3 protein-coding genes and 1 pseudogene are annotated in these 4,595 nt (G+C 50.6%); all 4 read right to left on the bottom strand.

Annotation, left to right across the window (positions count from 1 at the left end):
• A pseudogene (locus WCG50_RS17635) lies at positions 1-526 on the bottom strand (heme utilization protein); the annotation flags it as partial.
• A 444-nt stretch (positions 527-970) separates the two neighbouring features.
• Positions 971-1,267 (bottom strand): flagellar protein FliT, encoded by a 297-nt coding sequence (locus tag WCG50_RS17630; RefSeq protein WP_336900903.1) that lies wholly within the window; start codon positions 1,265-1,267, stop codon positions 971-973.
• 2 nt (positions 1,268-1,269) lie between these two features.
• Entirely contained in the window at positions 1,270-1,791 is a 522-nt protein-coding gene (gene fliS, locus WCG50_RS17625; protein WP_336900902.1) for a flagellar export chaperone FliS, read from the bottom strand.
• Positions 1,792-1,855: 64 nt separating this feature from the next.
• Positions 1,856-4,595, bottom strand: a 2,740-nt coding sequence (locus tag WCG50_RS17620; protein WP_336900901.1) for a glycosyltransferase, incomplete at its 5' end; no start/stop codon positions are given.

The raw sequence follows: 4,595 nt of genomic DNA, 5'->3' as shown, positions 1-4,595 counted from the left end.
TTTGAACCTGTGCCGTCGTCAGACCCTGCTGCACCTGCGCGGTCGTCAGTGCCGCCACCTGTGCTGTCGTCAACCCCTGCTGCACCTGCACCGTGCTCAAAGAGGCCACCTGCGCCGTCGTCAGCGCCGCCACATCCCGCGTCTCCATCGCCGCAACCTGCGTCGTGCTCAGACCCTGCTGAATCTGCGCCGTGGTCAGGCCCTGCTGTACCTGCTGTGTCGTCAGGGCCACGATTTGTGCCGTGGTCAAGCCCTGCTGCACCTGCGTCGTGCTCAGCGCTGCAATCTGTGCCGTCGTCAATGCTGCGACATCTCGTGTCTCCATCGCAGCTATCTGGCCCGTGCTCAGACCCTGCTGGATCTGCGCCGTGCTCAGCGCCATCACCTGGCCTGTGGTCAGCGCCACAACCTGGTCGGTGCTCAGGCTTTGAACCTGTGCCGTCGTCAGACCCTGCTGCACCTGCGCGGTCGTCAGTGCCGCGATTTGCTTGGTCGTTAGGCCGAGACTTATTTGGCTTGTCTTCAACGCACCAATACTAGTGGTCGTTAAGGCAATAACCTGCGCCGTTGAAAGGGACGCCAGCTGATAAGACGTAAGAGCCTGTAATTGGTCGGTGGCGATGCCAACAAAATCCGCAGTTGTTAGGTTACTTAACTGATTTGTCGACAACACGGCAACATTCGCCGTTGAAATGCCAAGGAAATACGACGCCATTAGAGCCCCCCAATCAGGCACAAATTAATCTGTTTGAGCAAGAGCCCAAAGCGCAACCGAATACGGATTACGACTATCCTTCTTTATCGACAAAGCGAATTAAAACTTAAGGGGCGGTTGGTAAGCCAATTCCAGCTTTACCAAAAGTGCGAAAAGTAGCCTTGGTTTGATGCGGATCAAACTCAGGCCTTCAACGTAAGGTTAACCAGCCCATCACAACTCTAAAGAGACCTTCAGAAGTTGATGTCTAGGGCATTAATGCAGCATCGGCCTATTCTCGAAGCCTAGTTCGCAATGAGCCAACCAAGGTTCAGCCAAGTAGCGAATTTGCGCGTCGTTTCTTAAAATTCTCCGCATGATATGCGCCTTTTCCTGTCGTGAAACGGGGTCGAGAACTTCGGATTTTGCGCAGTAGCGAAGTTGTTCAATCAAAACGGCGCAACTACTTTCATACCGAACAACACCTTCCCAGTCTTCAGACTTGGCGGCGTCAAGCATCATGCGGCTACTTTCTTCAATGGCGTGGTAGTAGCCCAACAAGCTCATGTTCATGATCAGACTCCCCGCGCAGAATGGCTCGCGTAGGCACTGGATCCGTACAAACGCTGCATGCTTGGGACTGCGCTTTTCAGTGACCGGGTTACGTCTGCAAGCGATTGAACGGCACTGTCTGCACTTCCGTTCGCACCACTACGAACCGTGATCCAAGCTCCCAAAAGAGGGTTAAGAAGATTACAGATTTCATCTAACGCATGCACATCATTTTTTGAATTCGCATGCAGGAGACGCACTGAGCAATAGGAGTACAAATCATCCAGATTCAAGGCTATCTCACCGCCGGATTTCACATCCAGATGTGCTCGCAAACCATCGCCAATAATTTCGAGTGCCTTGTTGAGGTGTTTGATCTTTTGCATGACATCGCGCTGAGCAATTGCCAACTTAGCAAGTTTGATGCGATCCAACACACCTTCAATCAGCAAGATGACCAAATCAACACCACCAGAGGAGTTGGCCCGGCTATCGAGATTAACCGATGCATAGGCTGATGCAGCGCGCGCTTGAGATGTTGTCATGTTTAGTCCGGTGAGCTAGTCTCTTACATATCGACCAAGCTAACAAGAACTTTATGACGCGCAGCTAGTCAAGCAAACATTCTTTCCAATTTGTCACCATTCCATCCAAACAGTACTTGGAGCTGACCCACTCATGAAGTTGTGAGCCCATGCTGAGTCGAAGCCCTTTGTCTCCAATGAGGCTCCGCAGCGCGCGTACCCACTCGCCTACGTCATCGGAGCATCGTATTACCGGTGGCTCATCGGCTCTGTAGGGGAAGACATCTGAACAAACCACCGGCCAGCCCATGGCCCCATACTCAAGCAAGCGCAAATTGCTTTTGCATTCATTGAATATATTGTCTTCCAAAGGAGCAATAGCAATATCAAGATCAAGCTCCGAAACTTTTACCGGGTATTCGGAAATGCTTACATATCCGTGAAACTCTTTAAGGTGCGGCCTTATTTCATCGGTACACATACCCATAAATTCCCAGTCCACCTCAGACGCAAGTTGTCGTACCACTTCAGCAATCAAATCCAGATCACCCTTGTGCTGAGCAGCACCCACCCATCCGACCCGTAGCTTTTCGCGTGCCTCGGTGGATTTGCGCAATCCAGCCCATTGCTTGCCAAGCGTATTAGGCACCAACCGGACATCCTTCACATATTTTTGATAATGAGCACGCAACGGCTCCGTGGTAACCACCAATATATCGGACTGCCTCAAGGCCTGAGCCATTCGCTGATGGCCTTCACGGGTCTGGAAATTGCGATTCGGGTGCTTGACAGGCACATCCCCCAATAAATCGTCCACCATCTGAATGATTTCCAGATCGGGCATTACCAATCGGTATTTTTCCGTCAAGCCCAGTTGCGCATCATCTACCGAGTGCTGCAATATCAATCGATCAGGCGCAGCGCGGACTAGTTCCAATGGTTGCAATATTCGACTCACGTTTCTTCTATGAGGCAAGACCACACAAGTTTGTGCCAGACTGGCATCCTGCAATGCATTCATAGGCTCAACAACCCGATACTGTCCGGCTCCACTAGTCAAAGGCATGGCAATCAACCGAGGTCTGTCACGCCGCTTGGGTTGCCAGTCCACGACGACGACGTCCTCGATATCAAATGGGGTAGAGAGCGAAAGATGCCTGTTGTAACAAGGATCGGCGGCCAACTCCCTTGACCATTTCACCAGCAAAGCATCTTTTTCTGTCAACTCGCAATCCGCAAGCCGAAGCTTGACTCGCATGTCACGAATAACGGCACCAACCGTTTTGCCACCATGATGTAGAACATTGCTTTGAGGAGTCCAAACGTGACGTTTACCCAGTTTGGATAAGCGTATGCAGAAGTCAAGAACAGGGAACCAAAGACCAAAATTCACTTCATCAAAACCGTCTATTGACTGCCAATCAGTACGACGAAACAAAAAGCAATGTCCTGCAACTGCACTCACATCCTGCGTCAACTGGAGGCGCGAATACACCCCAGTCTCTTCCAATCGGCCTTCTTCGCCGTTATAGGGCGCGGCAGTTCCGCCAATGCCAAGCACCATCGGCCCCCCCACCACACGTGCGTCCGATCCTCTGTTCGCCATCAGGCGAGGTCCCACGCAAGCCACGTCCGGCTGCTGAATGATTCCGATCAATGGGCTTAGCCAGCCAGCATGCAATATTTCAGTATCGTCGTCGCACACCAGTATCAAGTCGCCATGGGCTTTAGCGACGCCTGCATTTAGAGCACGCGCATGGTTATATAGCTCCTGATGGAGCGAAACAATGTGCAAAGGAAACTCAAGTGGCACATCACTCAGTGCATATTCAACTTCAGAAACCTGTGCAGGATTTGTCACTACAATGATTTCCGTCAAATTAGTCTGAGTAAATCGTTGAACAGATTCAACCAGGCTACGCAAATAGCCAGCCTGGAACCCACTTGAAACCACAAGACTAACTTTGATTTCAGGATTAGTGGGGAACTCGACCAACCAGGTACCCAACCTGGATTGAGGATGAACTCGCTGCGCCAGTCCGCTATCTTGTAGCACCTTGGAGGCAGCGATGAACTCCTGGTTTTCCATTTCTGCAGTAATTTGAGCGGACGAGAATGAAAGGACAGTATCAACATGCCCTATACCTGATTTTCCAAAAACATCAATCAATTGCAAGGCATGCCCGTAAACAGCCGCACCCGTTAAGGGAAAATTGGACTCCGCCCAATACTGGGAATGTAGCAATACAGCATTGCCAAGGTAGTTGGTACACCGCAGCAATTCAATATTCGTATCAGACTTAAAGTTCGGGTAGCTTCTTTCACCGTCCAACGACCAACAGTCTTCATCTGCGTAGATAAGTTTGGCATCGGGCCATTGCTTTGTGGACAGGGCCCACTCAACAAGTCCTTGCGGGGCTATCCGTGTTCCGGACTTCACCAGAAGGAGCCAATCCGTTTCGACGCCCTCGAAACTTCCACTAGGAATTGCGCCATTCGTGGGAACAACTACCCAGCGAATGCTGGAGTCTTCATCCACCTCAACAGGCGCCGCCATATCGCTAAAAATTGTCAGGGACGCCGGTTGTCCTAAACAACTTGCAAAACTATCCAGGGTATCCACAAGCAAATTTGCATGCGAGTTTCTATGATCAATGCAAACTGAGATGTCAGGCAACTTTCGAGAAACCAAATACTCTGCATATATATCCGCATCAATTTCTCGTAATGTACACAATTCCATCCATCGCTTATATTGCTGATTCAATCGCTCGTATTTTCGACGCTCCATTCGCGCACCAATTTCAGCGGGAGTTAAATCTGAC

The organism is Rhodoferax sp. (genome assembly GCF_037143375.1).
GTDB lineage: Bacteria > Pseudomonadota > Gammaproteobacteria > Burkholderiales > Burkholderiaceae_C > Rhodoferax.
Note: the sequence above shows the minus strand (reverse complement) of the source record. Positions and strands in the feature narration are given on the sequence as shown.